This window comes from Phaeospirillum tilakii, from assembly GCF_042683125.1.
GTDB classification, from domain to species: domain Bacteria; phylum Pseudomonadota; class Alphaproteobacteria; order Rhodospirillales; family Magnetospirillaceae; genus Phaeospirillum; species Phaeospirillum tilakii.
Genome location: NZ_JBHUIY010000008.1, coordinates 80,961 through 99,636 on the forward strand (window position 1 = coordinate 80,961; position 18,676 = coordinate 99,636).

An 18,676-nucleotide genomic window follows, 5' to 3' on the forward strand; every position below is an offset into this window, starting at 1 on the left:
CATCCTCTGATTGGCGGGCGTAGATTAAAACCTGAATCCGGCGAGGGGTTGGTTCCCGTTCCGGTGTCGAAAAGAGAAGAATCGACGATGCCGTCCTTGGCCAAGGGAAAAAGCTCCAGAGAGGAACTGGCGGAAAACCTGAATGAGGAACTGCGGAGCGCCAACGAGCAACTTCAGAACCTCAACGAGGAACTGACCGTCAAGGTCGAGGAGCTGACCCGCCTCAACGACGATCTCGACAATCTGATCGCCGCCACCGATATCGGCACCCTGTTTCTTGATTTGTCCGGGCGGATCCGTCGCTTCACCCCGGCGGTGGCCCGCTCGATCGCCCTGACCGAGGCCGATATCGGCCGCCGGGTGTTCGACCTCAAGCTCTGCCTCGATTATCCTACCTTCGACGACGATCTCTACGCGGTGCTGGCCGGCGGCCTGCCGGTCGAGCAGGAAGCCTCGATCGCCGCCGACGGGCGGGTGATGATGGTGCGGATCCATCCCTATCGCCGCGCCGACCGCGCCCTGGCCGGGGCGGTGGTCACCTTCGTCGACGTCACCCGGCTGACCGCCGCCGAACGCCGGCTTCAGGTCTACATCAATTCGCTGCCGCATCAGGTCGCGGTGGTCGATCACGCCGGCATCATCCGCCTGACCAACGCCGCCTGGAAACGCTTTGCCGCCGACAATGGCGGCCGGCCCGACCGCACCGGCACCGGGGTCGATTACCTCGATTCCTGCGTCGCCGCCGGGGCGTCGGCCGCCGCCGCCGCCGACGGGCTGCGCGCGGTGCTGCGCGGCGAACGCGAATCTTTCACCTGCGAATATCCCTGCCATTCCCCGACCGAGTTCCGCTGGTTCCTGATGAATGTCGCCCCGGTCGAGGGCGGAATCGGCGGGGCGGTGATCAGCCACATCAACATCACCGACCGCAAACGCGGCGAGGAGGATCTGCGCCTCGCCGCCAGCGTGTTCGAGAACAGTGGCGAGAGCATCGTCATCGCCGACGAGGCCGAGCGGATCGTCTCGGTCAACCGTGCCTTCAGCGAACTCACCGGCTTTGCCGCCGCCGAGGTGATCGGCCGCAGCCCGCGCGTGCTGCTGTCCGGGCGCCATGACGGCGGGTTCTATCGCGACCTGATCGAGTCCACCCGCGACACCGGCCTGTGGCGCGGCGAGGTGTGGTGCCGGCGCAAGGGCGGCAAGTCGTTTCCGGTGTGGATGACGATCAGTCTGGTGCGCGGCGAGGACGGGCGGATGAGCCATCTCGTCGGCGTGTTCAGCGACCTGTCGGGCCGCAAGGCGGCCGAGCAGCGCCTGCTGGAGAGCAACGCCGAACTGGAACAGTTCGCCTATGTCGCCAGCCATGATCTGCGCGAGCCGCTCCGGATGGTGGCGTCCTATCTCGGCATGATCGAGCGCAAGCTGGGGCCGGCCGTCACCCCCGATCTCAAGGAATATCTCGGCTACGCCGTCGATGGGGCGCGGCGGATGGACGCGCTGATCCTCGACCTGCTGGAATATTCCCGGGTCGGCCGCGGCGCGCCCCATACCCGCCGCTTCGCCCTGGCCGAGGTGATCGCCCGCGCTTCCGGCAACCTCAAGGTGGCGATCGAGGAATCCGGCGCCGAACTGTTCGTCGCCGGCGGCGACCTGATCGCCGAGGCCGATGGCGAGGATTGCCTGCGGGTGTTGCAGAACCTGATCGCCAACGCGATCAAATATTGTCCGCCCGACCGCCAGCCGGGAATCTCGATTTCCTGTCGCTCGGAGGGTGAGATGATCGCGGTGTCGGTCGCCGACAACGGCATCGGCATCCCCGACAGCCAGTTCGACCGGATCTTCCGGATGTTCCAGCGCCTGCACGGCCGCCAGGAGTACGGCGGCGGCACCGGCATCGGGCTGGCGATCTGCAAGAAGAGCGTCGAACGGATGGGCGGCACCCTCCGGGTCGCCTCGACCGTCGGGATGGGCTCGACCTTCACCTTCACCCTGCCGGCGGCGGCGGCGGTTTAGGTTTTGATCGGCGCGGGCGTTCCCCGCTATAACGCGGCATGATCCAGATCACCCACCGCATCGCCATCGACGAGAAGGAAGTCGAGGAGACCTTCGTCCGCGCCTCGGGGCCGGGCGGGCAGAACGTCAACAAGGTCTCGACGGCGGTGCAATTGCGCTTCGACGTTCGCCATTCTCCCTCGCTGCCCGACCGGGTCAAGGAGCGGATGGCGGCGGTGGCCGGCGGCCGGCTGACCCGCGACGGCGTGCTGGTGCTGGTGGCCCAGGCCCATCGCACCCAGGAGCGCAACCGCGCCGAGGCGCTCGACCGGCTGGTGGCGCTGCTGCGCGAGGCCGCCGCCCCGCCGCCCCCGGTGCGGCGCCCGACCAAGCCGACCAAGGGAAGTCAGACCCGCCGCCTTGACAGCAAGAGCAAACACGCCGCCACCAAGCGGCTGCGGTCGCAACGGCCGGAATAGCCTGTCGTCGGGCTGCCGCCCGAACCCGCTTGGGGCGATGCCCCAAACCCCCTTTGTTTTTGAAAAAAAAGGGAGAGGTCTGGAGGCGCCAGCCTCCAGGCAGGGTGCGGGGCGGCAGCCCCGCCGCAGCGGCGAGCGTACCGGAAGCCGTCACCGCAATGCGGCTGCTTCTGCCAACCCGATAACGCGGGCGGAGAAGCGCCCGGTTTGATCAAGCCGAACCTTGCGTAACAGCCGTTCGTCGGCGGTGGCGAACGGCATTCCACGGGATTCGGCCAAGGCGAGATAGAGGCAGTCGTAAGCGGGATGGTCGAGGCTCACGGCGATGCGGGTGGCTTCTTCCATCAAGGAGCGCATCGGAGCCAAATCAACGTCGGCACGGGCCAACAGGCGGGCGGCGAACGCGGCCTCATCGACCGTCAATTCCCCCAACCGCACCTTCTTCCATAGAATGTTGGCGCATTCAGGGATCAAAAGGTCGGGAGCCACGAGCGCATGTTTGCGTACCGACAGCGCCTCCTGGGTGCCGTCCTCGTCCACGACCCACTTGACGGCGATGCTGGCGTCGATGACGAGGCCACTCACCGTTCGTCCCGGCCTTCCCGCAGGAGCACCTCGGCGGGCGTGGCTTTGCGCCCGGCGGTCATCGCCCTGAACTGGGCGGCCAGGTCGTCGAACGTGGGTTCAGCCTCACTTTCGAGCGCCAGTCTCAGGATTTCTCTGTGCTCGGCCTCGGTCGAGCGCCCATGCCGGGCGGCCCGGCGCTTCAGACGGAAGATCAGATCCTCGTCAAGGTTACGGACGCTGAGACTGCGGGGCATGGCGTTTCTCCGTGACGGCAGTGCTGTCAATGATAGCACGGCACGACCCATCCGGCACGGATGCGTTTTTTTCTAACGCAGTAGCCACAGGATCGCCCCCCATGTCATACCGCCCGGTCCATGATCTGGCCGCGAGAGCGCCGGGTGAGGGGCATCGTCATCAAGGTGAAGCGGGATCGGCGCCGCCGTCTTAAAACTCCAGCTGGTTGCCAGAGGGGCTTAATCTTCAGAACGCCGTGGGAATTCTGGTACGCCCATAACGACGCTGTGAGCGTCTGGATCCTGGGAGTGCCTGATCTTATTTCATCATAAGGTTGGCTGGGGCGGGAGGATTCGAACCTCCGCATGGCGGTACCAAAAACCGCTGCCTTACCACTTGGCGACGCCCCAACCGGGCGGGAGACCGGCTCCCGCGCAAGCACCGTCGCCCCGGCGGGGCAACGGTGTCGGCACTCAGATTAACGCGAGTAGAATTCGACCACCAGATTCGGTTCCATCTGAACCGGATAGGGCACGTCGGCCAGCTTCGGCACGCGGACGAACTTGCCCTTCATGTCCTTGTGATCGACTTCCATGTAATCCGGCACGTCGCGTTCCGGCGACTGGGCGGCCTCGACGATCAGCGCCATGTCCTTCGACTTGGTCTTGACCGAGATCTCGTCGCCTTCGCGCAGCTGATAGCTCGGGATGTTGACGCGCTTGCCGTTGACCCGGATGTGGCCATGGTTGACCAGCTGACGGGCGGCGAACGGCGAGGGGGCGAACTTCAGGCGATAGACCGCCGCGTCCAGCCGGCTCTCGAGCAGACCGATCAGGTTCTCCGAGGTGTCGCCACGACGGCGCACCGCCTCGTCATAAAGACGACGGAACTGCTTCTCGCCGATGTTGCCGTAGTAGCCCTTCAGCTTCTGCTTCGCCATCAGCTGGGTGCCGAAGTCGGACGGCTTCTTGCGGCGCTGACCGTGCTGGCCGGGCGGGTTTTCCTTGCCGCGCGCCAGCGGGCTCTTGCCCCGGCCCCACAGGTTGGCGCCCAGGCGGCGGTTGATCTTGAATTTCGCTTCGATACGCTTGCTCATACTCTTCCTTTGCTCCGATTCACTCGGATCGCATTGTCCCGATAGCCCATGATCCGGCCCGGCCGGGGGAGGGTGGGCACGCCAGACAGGGCGCCCGCCCGCTTTCTCGGGAGAGAGGCCGGGAACTATAAGGGGCCGCGCGACGATGTCAAACGAAACCGCGTCGTTTGCGCCGAGGACGACGCCACCACCCGCAGCGCGGCGCCGATCCGCGCGACCGTCTCGCGCCAGCCCTCGTCCGGCCGGCGCGGGAACAGCCGGGCCGAGGGGTACCACGGGCTGTCCTCGTGCCGCCACGGCCAGCGCCAGTTCGGCGTCGCCGGCGGGATCAGCCACACCGGCAACCCCATCGCCGCGGCGAGGTGGGTTTCCAGCCGGTCGCCGCCGATCACCAGATCGACCTCGGCCAGCCGGGCGGCGAGGCCGGCGGTGCCGGCCGGGCCGGCGGTCTCGACCAGCAGGGTCGCCCCGGCGGCGGCCAGTTCGGCGGCGGCGGGGCCGTTGCCGGCCAGCGCCACCAGGGTCACCGCCGGCTCGGCGGCCAGACACAGCAGCGGTTCGAGCGGGCAGGCGGCCCGGCGCGGCACGCCGCCCCAGGCCAGCCCGACCCGCAACCGTCCGTCCCGCCGCCGTGCCGCCGGCGGTGGCGGCAGGTAGGGCAGGGTCGGCGGCGCCAGCACCCCGTCCGGGCCGCCCAGCAGCCGGGGCAGGTCGCTGAGGCGGGCGTGCAGCGCCCCGGCCTCGTCCGCGCCGGCCGGGCCGGGCGGGCGCACCGCTTCGAGCCCGGCCAGCCCGTCGAGCAGCCCGGCCAGTTCGGCCGGGGCCACCAGGGTGACCAGCCCGCCGCGCGCCGCCGCCAGCGGCAAATAGCGGGCCAGCAGCACCGTCTCGATCGCGTCGCCGTCGGCCACCACCACCAGCCCGCGCCCTTCGGGCGGGCCGCCGTCCCAGCGCGGCTCGGGCGGAAGCGGGCGGTCGCGGCCGAACCGGGCGAGGCCTTCCTCGACCCGGCCGGCGGCCAGCAATGTTTCCGCCAGCGTCTGGTTGCGGCCGGGGGTGTCGGTGGCCAGCCCGTCCAGCAGGGCGAGCGCGTCGTCAAGCCGGCCCTGGTCGCGCCGGACCAGGGCCAGGGCTTGGCGGCAGGGGGCCGATTCGGGCGCGGCCGCCAGCGCGGGTTCCAGCACCGTGGCCGCCGCCTCGGGCCGGCCCAGGGCGCGCAGGGTGTCGGCCAGTTCGGCCGCGATCGCCGGGTCGGCGCGCCGGGTCAGGGCGCGGCGGAAGCAGATCGCCGCCGCCGCCCGCCGTCCGGCCTGGGCCAGCAGCCGGCCGGTGGCGAGGGTGGCGTCGGGGTCGAACGGGTCGGAGGGCCCCACCGTCTCCGCCGCCGGTCCGGCGGCGGCCTCGGCCAGGGCGGCGGCGATCCGTTCCAGCGGCGGGGGCAGGCCCGGTTCGGCGCGGAACAGCCGCATCGATGGATAAAGCGGGGTGGTCTCGCCCGTCTCGCCCCAGCAGGGGTCGGCCCCGGCCGGCACGATCTGCCACACCGGGCGGCCGAGAGTGGCGGCCAGTTCGCTCGCCAGCGACGGCGGGCCGATCACCAGATCGAGCTGGGCCAGCCGCGCGGCGAGGTCGGCGGCGTCGGCGCAATCCTGGGCGAGGTCGCCGATCAGGGTCGGGTCGGTGATGCCGGCCACCGCCGGCTCCAGCCCGAACAGGGCCACCCCCGCCACCAGGGCGAGGTCGAGCCAGGCCTCGGGCGGCGGCGCGGCGGCGGGGTCGTCGCCGCCCCAGGCCAGTCCGACCGCCAGACGGGTGCCGAACGGCCGCGCCAGCGGCGGCTGGGGACGCGGCGGCGGGGTCAGGGGCAATGGCGGCGGCAACGGGTCAAGGCCGAGCAGCCGGGGTAGATCGGGCAGGGCGGCGACCCGTGCCCCCGGGGGCAGGGCGGTCGCGGCCGGATCCGCCTCGAACCGCACCCCGGCCGGCGGTTCGCCCAGCAGCGGCCGCAGGGGCGGCGGCAGCGGCAGCACCGCCGCGATGCCCTGTTCGGCCAGCACCGGCAGCACCCGCAGCAGCCGCAGGGTCCGAGCCGGCGACCCCTCGGGGTACAGCCACAGGGTCAGCCCCTCGACCGGCTCGCCCTGCCATGGTTCCACCGCGTCGAACGGCGGTGGGGGCGGGGGCGCGAGGCGGCGGGCCCAGGCGGCGTCTTCCCAGGCGGCGTCGCGCCGTCCGGCCCGCTGGTGCAGCTCGGCGCGCAGGGCACGGGCCTCGGCCTCGGCCGGATCGTGAGCCAGGGCGCGGTCGAGCCAGGCCAGCGCCTCGGCGGCGCGCCCCTCGGCCAGCAGCACCCCGGCCAGGGCGGTCTGGATTGGCGCCGGGCGGGCGGCGACGCACAGCGCGTCGCGCAGCAGGTCGCCCGCCATCCGGGCTTCGCCCAGCCGGCCGAGCAGCCGGCCCACCCCCTCCAGCGCCGGCAGATCGGCCGGATCAAGCGCCAGCGCCCGGCGCAGACAGGCCTCGGCGGCGGCGAGATGGCCTTCGCGCAGCAGCAGCCGGCCGAGGCCGCACCAGCTTGCCGCCTTTTCCGGCTGTTCGCGCAGCAGGCGGCGGTGCAGGTCGCGGGCGGCCTCGTCGCAGCCGGCCAGATCGAGGCATTCCGCCACTTCCTGGCGGATTTCGATGTCGTCGGGATGGCGGGCGAGCAGGTCGAGGCACAAAGACAGCGCCAGCCGCAGCCGTCCGGCGCGGCGATGCAGCCGCGCCGCCGCCAGCGCCGCGCCGATCCGGTCGGGGGCCAGCCGCGCCAGTCGGGCCAGGGCGTCGAGCGCGCCGGCCTCGTCGCCCTCGCGGCAGGCCAACTCGGCCCGCTCGGCCTCGGTGCCGATCGCCTCGGCCAGCGTCACGTCCGTGTCTGTGCCCGTTTCGGGGCCGGTCTCGTCCGTCATGTCGCCCGCCGTCCGCCGCCGGTGCTCCGATCAGCAAACCGCGCCGCCGGGAGCGAATCAAGCGGAAAGCCGGGGCGGGCGGAGGTTTTCTCGCCGGCGGTCCCGGTCCCCCTCGCCACGGGCCTGACACCCGGGCATGGTCGTTGGCGCATTTCGGCCGGGGGCTGCCGCGCGCCCGAAGAGGGATGATTTCCGCCGCCACTCGGGCTATATCAGGTCGCCTTCGACGAAAGGAATTGACGCATGACCGTGCTCGTCACCGGAGCCGCCGGCTTCATCGGCTATCACACCTGTTTGCGCCTGCTCGCGCGGGGCGACGAAGTGCTCGGGCTCGACAATCTCAACGCCTATTACGACGTGGCGCTGAAGGAGGCGCGGCTGGCCCAGCTGACCGCCCATGCCAATTTCCGGTTCGTCCGCGCCGACATCGCCGACCGCGCCGCGATCGCCGAGGTCGAGCGGGCCCATCCCGGCATCGATGCCATCATCAACCTCGCCGCCCAGGCCGGGGTGCGTCACTCGCTGACCGCGCCGCACGATTACACCCACGCCAACATCGAGGGGCATCTGGTGATGCTCGAACTGGCGCGCCGCCTGCCGGCCTGCCGCCATTTCGTCTATGCCAGCTCGTCCTCGGTCTATGGCGCCAATACCAAGCTGCCCTTCTCGGTCGATGACCGGGTCGATCAGCCGATCTCGCTCTATGCCGCCACCAAGCGCGCCGGCGAGCTGATCAGCCATTCCTATTCCCATCTCTACCGCATCCCCTCGACCGGGCTGCGCTTCTTCACCGTCTACGGCCCGTGGGGCCGGCCGGACATGGCCGCCTACCTGTTCGCCACCGCGATCCTGGCCGGCCAGCCGATCCGGGTGTTCAACAACGGCGAGATGCGGCGCGACTTCACCTTCATCGACGACATCGTCTCGGGCGTGGTCGGCGTGCTCGACCATCCGCCGGCCGATGACGGGGTGTCGCCGCCTTGCCGGGTCTACAACATCGGCAATCACCGCTCGGAAAAGCTGATGGATTTCATCGGGCTGGTCGAGCAATCGCTCGGGCGCAAGGCCACCATCCTGTTCGAGCCGATGCAGCCGGGCGACGTCAAGGAAACCTTCGCCGACATCGACGCGATCAGCCGCGACGTCGGCTTCGCCCCCACCACCCCGATCAGCGTCGGCGTGCCGAAATTCATCGAGTGGTTCAAGCAGTACCACAAGGTGTAGCCGGGCGGGGGGCGCGCCGACAGCGTGGATGGCCGGGTCAAGCCCGGCCATGACTCCTCCTTGAAGGCGCCTCGACTGCTGGCGAAAAGTCCATTCCCCCTCCCGTCATGGCCGGGCTTGACCCGGCCATCCACGGCTATGCCAGCCGGGCGCCGTCGGCTTTGCCCCCACCACCCCGATCAGCGTCGGCGTGCCGAAATTCATCGAGTGGTTCACGCAGTACCACAAGGTGTAGCCGGGCGGGGGTGCACCGACAGCGTGGATGGCCGGGTCAAGCCCGGCCATGACTCCTCGTTGAAAGCGCCTCGACGGCTGGCGAAAAGTCCATTCCCCCCCGTCATGGCCGGACTTGACCCGGCCATCCACGGCTATGCCAGAAGCGGGTAGAAATCATCCCAGGTCGGGTTGTCTGCCAGGATCAGCGCAACCTTCCACGCCCTGGACCAGTGCTTGAGGGTCTTCTCTCGTTGCAGGGCGAGGCGGATGTCCTCGTGCCTCTCGAAGTAGACCAGCCGCTTCAAGCCGTAGCGTTTGGTGAAGCCATCGGTCACGCCCTCCCGGTGTTCCCACACACGGCGCGCCAGATCGCTGGTGACGCCGATGTACAGCGTCCCATTCGGCCTGTTCGTCATGATGTAGACCCAACCGCCCGGCATCGTCCGATCATGCGGCTCCCATGGATGCGTGGATCAAGTCCGCGCATGACGGCAAGGGTGAGAGGGCTCTTTCCCCCGCCGCCGTGATGACCCTGAAAAAAAACGGCGGGGGATCGCTCCCCCGCCGTCGTTCCGTCGCGGTCCGCCGGGTTTATTCGGCGGCCTTGGCCTGCTCGCCGGCCTTCGGAATGCCGAGCCGGTCCCACACCGCGCAGAACGACTCGACCAGATGATCCATCTGGGCGTCGTCATGCAGCGGGGTCGGGGTGATGCGCAGCCGCTCGGTGCCGACCGGGACGGTCGGGTAATTGATCGGCTGGACGTAGATGTCGTACTCGTCGAGCAGCATGTCGCTGGCCTGCTTGCACAGGCTGGCATTGCCGACCATCACCGGGACGATGTGGCTGACCGACGGCAGCACCGGAATGCCGCGCTCGGACAGGCGACGCTTGCAGGTCGCGGCCCGCTCCTGGTGCTTGACCCGCAGTTCGGGGTGGTGGCGCAGGTAGCGGATCGAGGCGAGGCAGGCGGCGGCGGTGGCCGGCGGCATCGACGAGGAGAAGATGAAGCCGGGGCCGAAGCTGCGGATGTAATCGACGCAGGCCTGGCTGGCGGCGATGTAGCCGCCGACCACGCCGATCGCCTTGGCCAGGGTGCCCTGGATGATGGTGATGCGGTCGCGCACCCCGTCGCGCTCGGCCACGCCCGAGCCCTCGGCGCCGTACATGCCGACGGCATGGACTTCGTCGAGATAGGTCATCGCGTTGTGCTTCTCGGCCACGTCGCACAGCTCGGCGATCGGGGCGATGTCGCCGTCCATCGAATAGACCGACTCGAACGCCACCACCTTGGGGGCATCCTTCGGCGCCGCCGCCAGCAGGCGGTCGAGGTCGGCCGGGTCGTTGTGCTTGAAGATGTGCTTGTGCGACCGGCCGTGCCGGATGCCCTCGATCATCGAATTGTGGTTGAGGGCGTCGGAGAAGATGATGCAGCCGGGCAGGGTGGCGCCCAGGGTCGACAGGGTGGTCTGGTTGGCGACGTAGCCCGAGGTGAACAGCAGCGCCGCTTCCTTGGCGTTGAACGCGGCCAGTTCCTGCTCGAGCAGCACATGGTAGTGGTTGGTGCCCGAGATGTTGCGGGTGCCGCCAGCGCCGGCGCCGCAGCGGTCGATCGCCTCATGGGCGGCGGCGAGCACCTCGGCGCGCTGGCCCATGCCGAGATAATCGTTGGAACACCACACCACCACTTCGCGGGTCTTGCCGTCGCGGTGGTTGAGCGCCACCGGGAACCGGCCGCAGATGCGCTCGAGGTCGGCGAAGACGCGATAGCGACCGTCCGCCTTCAGGTCCGCGATCCGCTTGCCAAAATACTGCTCGTAATCCATCCCTTCCTCCCTCCGACCTGCCGGGAGCGGCATACCCCCCGTCTCCCGGCGGTTCGAGCCTGGGTCCTGCCCGCAACGGGCGGCGCATGCCCCTGCACGCGCGCGAGCGTTTCCCGATCATGCAACGCTGTCCGGTCCCCCCCGCCCTGGCGGGTGGCGGATCGATGACAGGCCGGGATCCTAGAGGATCGAAAAGGGGCGTTGCAAGTGTACTTGAGGTAATTTGGCCCGGATTTCCGCCCGATCGCCCGGTTGCTCCGCCGCCAACCCCTCCGGGGAGGGGGGCGGGGGCGGGATCGCGGTCAATCCAGTTCGAACACCGCCTCGATCTCGACCGCCGCGCCGAGCGGTAGGGCGGCGACGCCGACCGCGGCGCGGGCATGGCGCCCGGCCTCGCCCAGCACCGCGACGAACAGGTCGGAAGCGCCGTTCAGCACCTGCGGCTGGCCGGTGAAATCGGGGGTCGAGGCGACGAAGCCGCCCAGCCGCACCAGCCGGGTGACGCGGTCGAGATCGCCGCCGGCGGCGATCCGGGCCTGGGCCAGCAGGTTGATCGCGCACAGCCGCGCCGCGCGCTGGCCGTCCTCGATCGACACGCTCTCGCCCAGCCGTCCCGTCACCGCCACCTTGCCGTCGGCGAACGGCAACTGGCCGGAGACGAACAGCAGCGGGCCGCTGACCACGAACGGCAGGTAATTGGCCACCGCGACCGCCGGGGTGGGCAGGACCAGCCCCAGCTCGGCAAGGCGGGCGTCGATGCGTCCGGACATGATTTCTGGCTCCGTCTGACGGGGAAAGACCCAGCCTAGCCCCGATGCCGCCGGCTGTCACCCCATCGATGCGCTGGGTTGGTGGAGTGATCGCAGGCGCGGGCGCTGCCCGCACCCGCCAAGGGCCGAGGGCCCTTGGAACCCTTTGGTTGGGGCGCGAAGGAGCATCGAGGGGATCCAAGGGCCCCCGGCCCTTGGCGGGGGTGGGCGGCGCCCACATCGGGGCTTTCCCTCGCGGTCGAAACGGGGCAGCCTGGGGGCTTCCGCCCTTGTGATCGGGACATCAGCCGGTGATCGAGCTTCGTGCGGTCAGCAAATGGTTCGGCGCCTTCCGCGCCCTCGATGCGGTGTCGCTGCGGGTCGAGCCGGGTCGGCTGGTGGCGCTGCTCGGCCCGTCCGGTTCGGGCAAGACCACCCTGCTGCGGATCCTGGCCGGGCTCGAGGCGCCCGACGCGGGCAGCGTCTGGCTCGACGGGGCCGAGGCCACCCATCTGCCGACGCGGCAGCGGGGGATCGGCTTCGTGTTCCAGCATTACGCCCTGTTCCGCCACATGAGCGTCGCCGACAACGTCGCCTTCGGCCTGACGGTGCGGCGCGGCCGCGACCGGCCGGCCAAGGCCGAGATCGCCCGCCGGGTCGCCGACCTGCTCGAGCTGGTCCAATTGTCGGGGCTGGCCGGGCGCTATCCCAGCCAATTGTCGGGCGGTCAGCGCCAGCGGGTGGCGCTGGCCCGCGCGCTGGCGGTCGAGCCGCGCTTCCTGCTGCTCGACGAGCCGTTCGGCGCGCTCGACGCCCAGGTGCGCAAGGAATTGCGGCGCTGGCTGCGGCGGCTGCATGACGAACTGGGCCTGACCGGGGTGTTCGTCACCCACGACCAGGAAGAGGCGCTGGAAGTCGCCGACGAGGTGGTGGTGATGAACCAGGGCCGGATCGAACAGGCCGGCAGCCCGACGGCGATCTACGATACCCCGGCCAGCCCGTTCGTCTATGGCTTCCTCGGCCATGTCACCGCGCTGCCCTGTCGCGTCGCCGCCGGCCGGGTGGTGGTGGCCGGGGTGGCGCTGCGGGTCGAGGCGCCGGACGGGGACGCCACCGCCTTCGTCCGGCCGCGCGACGTGCGGATCGCCCCGCCCGGGCCGGGGCGGCCTGCCGGGGCGGTGCTGGGGCAGATCGCCCGGGTCGGGCCGCTGGTCCGCTGCGAGCTGCGCCTGCCCGATGGCACCCTGCTCGACGCCGAGGCGGAGCGCGACGGGTTCGAGCCGCTCGGCCTCGGACGCGGCGCGGCGGTGGCGCTCGCCCTGCGCCGGGTCCATCTGTTCGTCGGCGCCAGCGGCCCCTGGCCGGCCGAGCCGGACTGATCGCCCCGGTTCCGAGCTTTTATGTTGCGCCGCACAGCGGACGGGCTTATGGTTTTGCAGTGCAGCAAGCGTTGCCGGTTTCGCCGGTGTGCTGCTGTCTTTCCTGGACGTTTCCTCCCTGACCTCGGGCCGCGCGGGTTGCCGCGCGGCCTCTCTTTCGTCGGCCGGGCGGTCAGAACGCGCCGATCGAGGCGCCGTCCCACAGATGGCGCAGCCCCTGCAATCCGGCTCCGACCAGGATCGCCGCGCTGGCCAGCATCGCCAGCACCAGCAGGGCCAGGCCGAGCCGGTTGTCGATGAAAAAATGGATCAAGGCGAGGTGCCAGCGTTCGAGGCGCGAGCGGTCGCCATAGAGCAGGCGGTCGAGCCGGTCCTTGCGGTCGCGCACCCCCGCGGCGGGGGCGGCGGCGGCGGCGACCTTGTCGCGCCACGCCAGCAGGCGGTCGAGCGCCGCCTCGCGGCTGGCCGGCAGCGACAGCATCTCGGCGCTCTTGGCGGCGGTGGTGGCGTGGCGGTGGAGGAATTCGGCGGTGAAATCGAGATGGGCCAGCCCGGCGGCCGAGCGCGGGGCGTAGATGCACACCGGCAGCGCGGCGGTGGCGGCCTCGATCACCATGGTGTCGCGCGGGATCTGGCTGCGATAGACCGTGCCGCCGAGCCGGGCGCGGATCAGGTCGGCGATCCGCCGCGCCGTCTTGTCGCGGTCGTGGATGGTGAACAGCACCCCTTGCAGCAGCAGCCCCTTGTTGAGCCCCTCCTGGACGTACTTGATCGAGGGCAGGGTGCGCAGCAGCCCGTCATTGGCGTAGGGGGTGGCGGTGACCGGGATGATCACCGCGTTGGCGGCGGCCAGGGCGTTGAGCGGCAGGATCCCCAGCGCCGGCGGGCAGTCGATCACCACATAGTCGCAATCGAGTTCGGCGGTGGCCAGGATCGCGCTGAGGGTACGCTGGGAATTCTGCAATTCCGACAGCTTCAGCTCGATTCCGGCCAGATTGTAGGTCGAGGGGATCACCCGCACCCCCTCGAACGGGGTGGGCTGGATCACCTCGCCGACCGGGATGCGGTTGATGAACAGGTCGAACACGCCCTGGCGGAGCTTGGAATCCACCCCCAGGCTCTTGGTCGAATCCGCCTGGGAATCGAGGTCGATCACCACCACCGACTTGCCGTAGGCGGCCAGGCACACCGCGAGATTGGTGCTGGTGGTGGTCTTGGAAATGCCGCCCTTCTGGTTGAAGACCGCCACGACATAGGGCTTGGTCATCGCCGGGTCTTCCCCGGGCGGCCGACGGCGGAGCATGGCCAGCGCATTTCCCTGATCCCCCCGAACGAGAGCGAGCCTGGTCTGCCGGAAGCCGCCGGGAGCTGCCCGAGGCCGGCCTTCACCCCCAAACGAAAGCATGGAAGCGGCCGTCACGCAACCGTCGAAGGCGCCCGCGCCCGGTTCAGTCCAGCCGGACCCCGGTGCCGCCCAGGCCGCAATAACCGCCGGGATTGTGGGCGAGATATTGCTGATGGTCGGCCTCGGCCCAGTAGAACGGGCCGGCCGGGACGATCTCGGTGGTGATCCGCCCCCGCCCGGCGCGGTCGAGCGCGGCCTGATAACGCTGGAGCGAGGCCCGCGCCGCTTGCTGCTGGGCCGGGCCGTCGGTCAGGATCATCGAGCGGTACTGGCTGCCGACATCGGCGCCCTGGCGCATCCCCTGGGTCGGGTCGTGGCCTTCCCAGAACCGCCGCAGCAGCCGCTCATAGCCGATCCGGGCCGGGTCGAACGCCACCAGCACGGTTTCGGCGTGGCCGGTGCGGCCGGAGCAGACCTCGTCATAGGTCGGATTGGCGGTGAAGCCGCCGCAATAGCCGACCGAGGTCGAATGGATGCCGGGCTCGGTCCAGAACAGCCGCTCGGCGCCCCAGAAGCAGCCGAGGGCGAACAGGGCGGTCTCGATGCCGGCGGGGAAGGGCGGCAGCAGCGGGGTGCCGAGCACGGCGTGGCGCTCGGGCACCACCATCGCCTCGGCCCGGCCGGGCAGGGCGGTGTCGGCGGTGACCGCGAGACGGGGATCGAACGGATTGGGCATGGCGGGGGTCTCCTTGCGGCCGGGCGACGGGAACTCCCTGCATATGGGGTGGGGGCCCGAGCCGGTGCAACGACCCGAGCCCCGGCAAAACACATCGGGTCAGCGCAGCGACACCGCCGCCAGCCCCAGCGCCGCCACCACCGCCACCACCCCGAGCAGCAGATCGCGCTGGCGGCGGGCGCGCTGATCCTTTTCGGCGAGCCGGCGCTGGAGCCAGCGCAGCGTCACCTCGGTGGCGGCGGCGCCGGCGAAATCGCTGAACACCCCGAGCAGGGCCGAGGGCTCGAACACCCCGTCATTGAACTCGTGCAGGGTGAAGCGGCACCACTCGCCGTCATATTCGACCTGACAATCCCAGTTGCGCACCTCCCAGCGGGTGCCGACCCGGCGGGTCGGCGTCGCCGCCGGCTCGGGATGGAACGAGAACTGGAATCCTTCGACGAAGGCTATCCGCGTCTCCGCCATTGTCGCTGTTTCCCCTCCTGCCGCACGACGACCCGGGGCGGCGCGATGCCGTCCTGGGCGTTTTCCGTGTAATAATTAATTCATCACGATTGAACAAGTCTTCAAGATATATGTCACCAGTCGGACATCGAACGGAAGCATCTGGTCGATCCAGGGTCGGACCGGGACTCTCCCGGTTATTTTATCGGGGGATTTCACGGCCTTGTCTTCGTTGCGCTCCGTTTGTCCCGATCGTCATCAATCCTTCATTTGCCGAGGTGTGCCTTGACTCACCAGGACATGGTCGTCCAAGCCCTCCTGCCCGCCGCCGCCGGTGCCATCGAGGTGCGGCTGGCGCGCGATCCCGACGAGGTCGCCGCCGCGCAGCGGATTCGCTACCGGGTGTTTTACGAGGAAATGGGGGCCAAGCCCACCGCGGAAATGCGGGCGCTCGAACGCGACTTCGACGCCTATGACGCGGTGTGCGATCATCTGCTGGTGCTGGCCGAGGGCGAGGTGGTCGGCACCTACCGCCTGATCCGCCGCGCCGCCGCCGCCCGGGTCGGCCGGTTCTATTCCGAGGACGAGTTCGATCTCGGCCCGCTGCTGGCGATTCCGGGCGAGGTGCTGGAACTGGGCCGGTCCTGCGTCGATGCCCGCTGGCGCCATCGCGGCACCCTGCAAATGCTGTGGCAGGGGCTGGCCGCCTACATGGTCGAGCACGACATCCGCCTGCTGTTCGGCTGCGGCAGCCTGCACGGCACCGATCCGGCGGCGCTGGCGCCGCAACTGACCTATCTGCGCGACAACCACCTCGCCCCGCCCGAGCTGCGCGCCCGCGCCCTGGCCGGCCGCGACAGCGTCGATTTCGCCGGCCTCGCCGCGCCGTGGGACGCCCGGCGGGTGCTGGCCTCGCTGCCGCCGCTGCTGAAGGGGTATCTGCGTCTGGGCGGCACCATCGGCGCCGGGGCGGTGATCGATCACCAGTTCAACACCACCGACGTGCTGGTGGTGGTCAACGCCGCCGATATCGCCGGCCGCTACGTCAAGCGTTTCGCCGCCTGACCGGCCGGGGAACACGGAGGGAAACGGCAACCGGACGGGGCCGGGGCGGCACGGCGCCGCCCGGTCCGCCGGGGCGACGACATCAGGCGGTCATCGCCATCATCATCGGCATGCCATTGCAGGTGATCATCATCGGCATGCCCATCGCCATCATCGCGGTCATGCGGTCGCAGATGGCCTTCATCGCCTCCATCGTCATGCCGGGGGCGGGGGTGATCTTGCAGGTCATCCCGTCGGCGGTCATCTCGCAGGTCATCGCGCAGCACGGGGTGGGCATCATCATCGGCATCATGGTCATGCCGTTCATCATCGGCATGGTGCCGCCCATGCCCGGCATCATGGTCATGCCGTTCATCATCGGCATCGTGCCGCCCATGCCCGGCATCATGGTCATGCCGTTCATCATCGGCATGGTTCCGGTCATCGTCGGCATCGGCATCGCGGTCATCATTTCGGCTCTCCTCGACGGGGGGCATCCACCCGGAAGTCCCGACGGGAAGAATCCTGCGCCCGGGGGCGGTGGGGGACAACCGGCCGGCGTGGTTGGGCCGCACTTCCCTCCGTTGTGGCGCCGGCTCGTCCGCGCCAAAATCAAGACAAGTCTACTATTTTTATAGATTGACAGCCAAGCGGGGACGGTTCTAGCCTTGGCGTCACCGCGTCGCCCGGCTTCAGCAGAAGGATCGTCGCCATGCCTGCCACCGCCACCATCATCGACCTGGACGAGGTCCGCCGCCGCCGCGCCCCGGCGCCCGCCGCCACCGTTCAGACCCGGCCGGTGCCGGCCTGGATGCCGGTGTGGGTGATGGTTCCGGTCTGGACGATCGGCTGACGCCCGAACAGGGAGTGGGATCCAAGGGCCTTGCGGCCCTTGGCGGGTGCGGGCAGCGCCCGCTTCCTTTTTCCCCTTTTTCTCAGGTCAGCGGCGCCGGCGGATCGATTTCCGCCACCCGCAGCATGTTGGTAGTGCCGGACAGGCCGAACGGCACGCCGGCGGCGATCACCACCCGGTCGCCCGGACTGGCGAAGCCCTCGCTCTGGGCGACGGCGACCGCCTTCTGCACCATCTCGCTGAAGCTGCGCACGTCCTTGGCCATGATCGAGTGCGCCCCCCACACCAAGGCGAGCTGACGCGCCACCTCGATATCGGCGGTGACCGACAGGATCGGCTGGTCGGGCCGTTCGCGCGCCACCCGCAGGGTGGTCGAGCCCGACGAGGTGAAGGCGACGATCGCGGCGGCATTGATGGTGTGGGCGACCTGACGGGCGGCGGCGCTGATCGCGTCGCGGGTGGTCGGATCGGGGTCGAGGCGGGAGGCGGCGGCGATCACCGCGTAATGGGGATCCTGTTCGACCCGGGTGATGATCCGGTTCATCATCGTCACCGCTTCGGTCGGGAAATCGCCGGCGGCGGTTTCGGCCGACAGCATCACCGCGTCGGCGCCGTCATAGATCGCGGTGGCGACGTCGGAGGCCTCGGCCCGGGTCGGCGCCGGGGCGTGGATCATCGAATCGAGCATCTGGGTCGCCACCACCACCGGGCGGCCGGTGCGGCGGCAGGCGTGGAGGATGCGCTTCTGCAGGATCGGCACCGTCTCGGGCGGGCATTCGACCCCGAGATCGCCGCGCGCCACCATCACCGCGTCGGACAGCTCGATGATCTCCTCGAGATGATCGATCGCCGAGGGCTTTTCGAGCTTGGACAGGATCCGCACCCGCGAGCCGACATGGGCCGAGATCAGCCGGCGCGCCTCGATCACGTCGCCCGGGCGCTGGACGAAGCTGAGTGCGATCCAGTCGGCGCCGTGGGCCACCGCGAATTCGAGGTCGGCGCGGTCCTTGGCGGTCAGCGGCGACAGCGGCAGCATCACGTTGGGGACGTTGACCCCCTTGTGGTTGGACAGTTCGCCGCCGACCTCGACCCGGGTCTCGGCGAAATCGCCGCCGCACTGGACCACCCGCAGCCGGATGCGGCCGTCGTCGAGCAGCAATTCGCTGTCCGGATGCAGCGCCTGGAACACTTCGGGGTGGGGCAGATGGGCGCGGCGCTCGGTGCCGTCCTCCGGGGCCATGTCGAGGCGGAATTCGGCGCCGCGTTCGATCCGCACCCGGCCGCCGACGAAATCGCCCACCCGCAGCTTCGGCCCCTGGAGGTCGGCCAGGATGGCGATCGGCCGCTGCAACTTGGCCTCCAGGGCGCGGATCGCCTCGATCCGGGCGGCGTGGTCGGCGTGGCTGCCATGGCTGAAATTCAGCCGGAACACGTCCGCGCCGGCGACGAACAGGCTTTCGATCTGTTCGGCCGAGGAACTGGCCGGGCCGAGGGTGGCGATGATCTTGGCATTGCGGTTCCGTCGCATCGACGTTTTTTCAACCTCTTT

Annotated in this window: 18 protein-coding genes and 1 tRNA gene; 6 read left to right on the forward strand and 13 right to left on the reverse strand. The window is 69.8% G+C overall.

Features of this window, described 5'->3' with window-relative positions; translation table 11 throughout:
• Window positions 1-87: 87 nt before the first annotated feature.
• Both ACFSNB_RS06025 and arfB read left to right on the forward strand, forming a co-directional pair.
• Window positions 88-2,010, forward strand: a complete 1,923-nt coding sequence (locus ACFSNB_RS06025) for a PAS domain S-box protein (protein ID WP_377315132.1) — start codon at window positions 88-90, stop codon at window positions 2,008-2,010.
• A gap of 38 nt (window positions 2,011-2,048) precedes the next feature.
• Window positions 2,049-2,468, forward strand: coding sequence for an alternative ribosome rescue aminoacyl-tRNA hydrolase ArfB (gene arfB / locus ACFSNB_RS06030; RefSeq protein WP_377315133.1), 420 nt, complete (start codon window positions 2,049-2,051; stop codon window positions 2,466-2,468).
• A gap of 150 nt (window positions 2,469-2,618) precedes the next feature.
• Here the strand turns inward: arfB and ACFSNB_RS06035 are convergent, their stop codons facing one another.
• The 5 genes from ACFSNB_RS06035 to ACFSNB_RS06055 form a co-directional block, all read right to left on the reverse strand.
• The gene (locus tag ACFSNB_RS06035; RefSeq protein ID WP_377315134.1) at window positions 2,619-3,053 is read right to left on the reverse strand and encodes a type II toxin-antitoxin system VapC family toxin; all 435 of its coding nucleotides are present in this window, start codon (window positions 3,051-3,053) and stop codon (window positions 2,619-2,621) included.
• A complete protein-coding gene (locus ACFSNB_RS06040; RefSeq protein WP_377315135.1) occupies window positions 3,050-3,289 on the reverse strand; it encodes a FitA-like ribbon-helix-helix domain-containing protein in 240 nt (79 codons plus the stop codon). The genes ACFSNB_RS06035 and ACFSNB_RS06040 overlap by 4 nt, the downstream gene beginning before the upstream one ends.
• Before the next feature lie 315 nt (window positions 3,290-3,604).
• Window positions 3,605-3,679, reverse strand: a tRNA-Gln gene (locus ACFSNB_RS06045).
• A 68-nt stretch (window positions 3,680-3,747) separates the two neighbouring features.
• Window positions 3,748-4,365 (reverse strand): 30S ribosomal protein S4, encoded by a 618-nt coding sequence (gene rpsD, locus ACFSNB_RS06050; RefSeq protein WP_377315136.1) that lies wholly within the window; start codon window positions 4,363-4,365, stop codon window positions 3,748-3,750.
• Between the two features lie 125 nt (window positions 4,366-4,490).
• The gene (locus tag ACFSNB_RS06055; RefSeq protein WP_377315137.1) at window positions 4,491-7,313 is read right to left on the reverse strand and encodes a tetratricopeptide repeat protein; all 2,823 of its coding nucleotides are present in this window, start codon (window positions 7,311-7,313) and stop codon (window positions 4,491-4,493) included.
• A 243-nt stretch (window positions 7,314-7,556) separates the two neighbouring features.
• On the opposite strand from ACFSNB_RS06055, the gene ACFSNB_RS06060 reads away from it, so the two are divergent.
• Entirely contained in the window at window positions 7,557-8,537 is a 981-nt protein-coding gene (locus ACFSNB_RS06060) for an SDR family NAD(P)-dependent oxidoreductase (RefSeq protein ID WP_377315138.1), read from the forward strand.
• A 368-nt stretch (window positions 8,538-8,905) separates the two neighbouring features.
• Here the strand turns inward: ACFSNB_RS06060 and ACFSNB_RS06065 are convergent, their stop codons facing one another.
• The 3 genes from ACFSNB_RS06065 to ACFSNB_RS06075 all read right to left on the reverse strand — a co-directional run bounded on the left by ACFSNB_RS06065 (window position 8,906) and on the right by ACFSNB_RS06075 (window position 11,347).
• A complete protein-coding gene (locus tag ACFSNB_RS06065) occupies window positions 8,906-9,193 on the reverse strand; it encodes a GIY-YIG nuclease family protein (RefSeq protein ID WP_377315139.1) in 288 nt (95 codons plus the stop codon).
• A gap of 151 nt (window positions 9,194-9,344) precedes the next feature.
• Window positions 9,345-10,577 (reverse strand): 5-aminolevulinate synthase, encoded by a 1,233-nt coding sequence (gene hemA, locus ACFSNB_RS06070; protein WP_377315140.1) that lies wholly within the window; start codon window positions 10,575-10,577, stop codon window positions 9,345-9,347.
• Window positions 10,578-10,879: 302 nt separating this feature from the next.
• Entirely contained in the window at window positions 10,880-11,347 is a 468-nt protein-coding gene (locus ACFSNB_RS06075) for a RidA family protein (protein WP_377315141.1), read from the reverse strand.
• A gap of 290 nt (window positions 11,348-11,637) precedes the next feature.
• Here ACFSNB_RS06075 and ACFSNB_RS06080 point away from each other — a divergent pair, with 290 nt between their 5' ends.
• Window positions 11,638-12,705: a sulfate/molybdate ABC transporter ATP-binding protein gene (locus ACFSNB_RS06080; RefSeq protein WP_377315142.1), complete on the forward strand. Its 1,068-nt coding sequence runs from the start codon at window positions 11,638-11,640 to the stop codon at window positions 12,703-12,705.
• 172 nt (window positions 12,706-12,877) lie between these two features.
• Here the strand turns inward: ACFSNB_RS06080 and ACFSNB_RS06085 are convergent, their stop codons facing one another.
• The 3 genes from ACFSNB_RS06085 to ACFSNB_RS06095 form a co-directional block, all read right to left on the reverse strand.
• Window positions 12,878-13,972, reverse strand: coding sequence for a ParA family protein (locus tag ACFSNB_RS06085; protein ID WP_377315143.1), 1,095 nt, complete (start codon window positions 13,970-13,972; stop codon window positions 12,878-12,880).
• 181 nt (window positions 13,973-14,153) lie between these two features.
• Entirely contained in the window at window positions 14,154-14,786 is a 633-nt protein-coding gene (msrA, locus tag ACFSNB_RS06090; protein ID WP_377315144.1) for a peptide-methionine (S)-S-oxide reductase MsrA, read from the reverse strand.
• A gap of 99 nt (window positions 14,787-14,885) precedes the next feature.
• Window positions 14,886-15,251, reverse strand: a complete 366-nt coding sequence (locus tag ACFSNB_RS06095; protein ID WP_377315145.1) for a hypothetical protein — start codon at window positions 15,249-15,251, stop codon at window positions 14,886-14,888.
• Window positions 15,252-15,530: 279 nt separating this feature from the next.
• On the opposite strand from ACFSNB_RS06095, the gene ACFSNB_RS06100 reads away from it, so the two are divergent.
• Window positions 15,531-16,295: a GNAT family N-acetyltransferase gene (locus ACFSNB_RS06100; RefSeq protein WP_377315146.1), complete on the forward strand. Its 765-nt coding sequence runs from the start codon at window positions 15,531-15,533 to the stop codon at window positions 16,293-16,295.
• 82 nt (window positions 16,296-16,377) lie between these two features.
• Here ACFSNB_RS06100 and ACFSNB_RS06105 read toward each other — a convergent pair whose 3' ends face one another.
• Window positions 16,378-16,746 (reverse strand): hypothetical protein, encoded by a 369-nt coding sequence (locus ACFSNB_RS06105; RefSeq protein WP_377315147.1) that lies wholly within the window; start codon window positions 16,744-16,746, stop codon window positions 16,378-16,380.
• A 240-nt stretch (window positions 16,747-16,986) separates the two neighbouring features.
• Between ACFSNB_RS06105 and ACFSNB_RS06110 the strand changes: the two genes are divergently transcribed.
• Window positions 16,987-17,127: a hypothetical protein gene (locus ACFSNB_RS06110; protein ID WP_377315148.1), complete on the forward strand. Its 141-nt coding sequence runs from the start codon at window positions 16,987-16,989 to the stop codon at window positions 17,125-17,127.
• Window positions 17,128-17,209: 82 nt separating this feature from the next.
• Here the strand turns inward: ACFSNB_RS06110 and pyk are convergent, their stop codons facing one another.
• Window positions 17,210-18,655 (reverse strand): pyruvate kinase, encoded by a 1,446-nt coding sequence (gene pyk, locus ACFSNB_RS06115; protein WP_377315149.1) that lies wholly within the window; start codon window positions 18,653-18,655, stop codon window positions 17,210-17,212.
• Window positions 18,656-18,676 lie beyond the last annotated feature (21 nt).

What these genes read in the sequence shown, in the direction of transcription:
- ACFSNB_RS06025 (WP_377315132.1), top strand. Translation starts at nt 88, where the DNA reads ATGCCGTCCTTGGCCAAGGGAAAAAGCTCCAGAGAGGAACTGGCGGAA.
- arfB (WP_377315133.1), top strand. Translation starts at nt 2,049, where the DNA reads ATGATCCAGATCACCCACCGCATCGCCATCGACGAGAAGGAAGTCGAG.
- ACFSNB_RS06040 (WP_377315135.1), bottom strand. Translation starts at nt 3,289, where the DNA reads ATGCCCCGCAGTCTCAGCGTCCGTAACCTTGACGAGGATCTGATCTTC.
- rpsD (WP_377315136.1), bottom strand. Translation starts at nt 4,365, where the DNA reads ATGAGCAAGCGTATCGAAGCGAAATTCAAGATCAACCGCCGCCTGGGC.
- ACFSNB_RS06055 (WP_377315137.1), bottom strand. Translation starts at nt 7,313, where the DNA reads ATGACGGACGAGACCGGCCCCGAAACGGGCACAGACACGGACGTGACG.
- ACFSNB_RS06060 (WP_377315138.1), top strand. Translation starts at nt 7,557, where the DNA reads ATGACCGTGCTCGTCACCGGAGCCGCCGGCTTCATCGGCTATCACACC.
- ACFSNB_RS06065 (WP_377315139.1), bottom strand. Translation starts at nt 9,193, where the DNA reads ATGCCGGGCGGTTGGGTCTACATCATGACGAACAGGCCGAATGGGACG.
- hemA (WP_377315140.1), bottom strand. Translation starts at nt 10,577, where the DNA reads ATGGATTACGAGCAGTATTTTGGCAAGCGGATCGCGGACCTGAAGGCG.
- ACFSNB_RS06075 (WP_377315141.1), bottom strand. Translation starts at nt 11,347, where the DNA reads ATGTCCGGACGCATCGACGCCCGCCTTGCCGAGCTGGGGCTGGTCCTG.
- ACFSNB_RS06085 (WP_377315143.1), bottom strand. Translation starts at nt 13,972, where the DNA reads ATGACCAAGCCCTATGTCGTGGCGGTCTTCAACCAGAAGGGCGGCATT.
- msrA (WP_377315144.1), bottom strand. Translation starts at nt 14,786, where the DNA reads ATGCCCAATCCGTTCGATCCCCGTCTCGCGGTCACCGCCGACACCGCC.
- ACFSNB_RS06095 (WP_377315145.1), bottom strand. Translation starts at nt 15,251, where the DNA reads ATGGCGGAGACGCGGATAGCCTTCGTCGAAGGATTCCAGTTCTCGTTC.
- ACFSNB_RS06100 (WP_377315146.1), top strand. Translation starts at nt 15,531, where the DNA reads ATGGTCGTCCAAGCCCTCCTGCCCGCCGCCGCCGGTGCCATCGAGGTG.
- ACFSNB_RS06105 (WP_377315147.1), bottom strand. Translation starts at nt 16,746, where the DNA reads ATGATGACCGCGATGCCGATGCCGACGATGACCGGAACCATGCCGATG.
- ACFSNB_RS06110 (WP_377315148.1), top strand. Translation starts at nt 16,987, where the DNA reads ATGCCTGCCACCGCCACCATCATCGACCTGGACGAGGTCCGCCGCCGC.
- pyk (WP_377315149.1), bottom strand. Translation starts at nt 18,655, where the DNA reads ATGCGACGGAACCGCAATGCCAAGATCATCGCCACCCTCGGCCCGGCC.